We start from the raw sequence: 411 nt of genomic DNA on the forward strand, positions 1-411 counted from the left end.
TTTAAAAAATTCAAACGCAAAGATTTTAAACTTTCATTATCGGCATTTAAAAAGGTATTGATATTATTCATATCATCTTCAAGATTAGCACTGATTTTTGCAGGAACGCTTATAGCTAAAGCACTTGCACCCTTAGCCATAAGCTCTCCTTTTAAAGAGCCTAATGTTTCGCTTACTTCTTTGATCTTAAGTTTTGATTTTTCTAAAGCATCAATGCTTTTGTTTAAAGCTTTAACGCTTTTTGTGCTTTGATTTAAATTAGCGCTAAATTTTTTAAGAGCTTCTGTATTTTTAGCAAACTCTTTAAAACCCTTAAATGCCAAAGATATACCAAAACTAAGTCCTAAATCTTGCATATTTTTCCTTTTTATTGTAAAATCTAGCCTATGAAAAATATAGACAATACCTTAA

General features: G+C 29.0%; 1 protein-coding gene. It reads right to left on the reverse strand.

Translation table 11 applies throughout. The features are described 5' to 3' along the window. The coding region (locus tag CQA75_RS09010; protein WP_171000116.1) for a hypothetical protein at positions 1–356 on the reverse strand (356 nt) is incomplete at its 3' end. Between the last annotated feature and the right edge of the window lie 55 nt (positions 357–411).

It is taken from the genome of Campylobacter taeniopygiae (assembly GCF_005406225.1).
GTDB lineage: Bacteria > Campylobacterota > Campylobacteria > Campylobacterales > Campylobacteraceae > Campylobacter_D > Campylobacter_D taeniopygiae.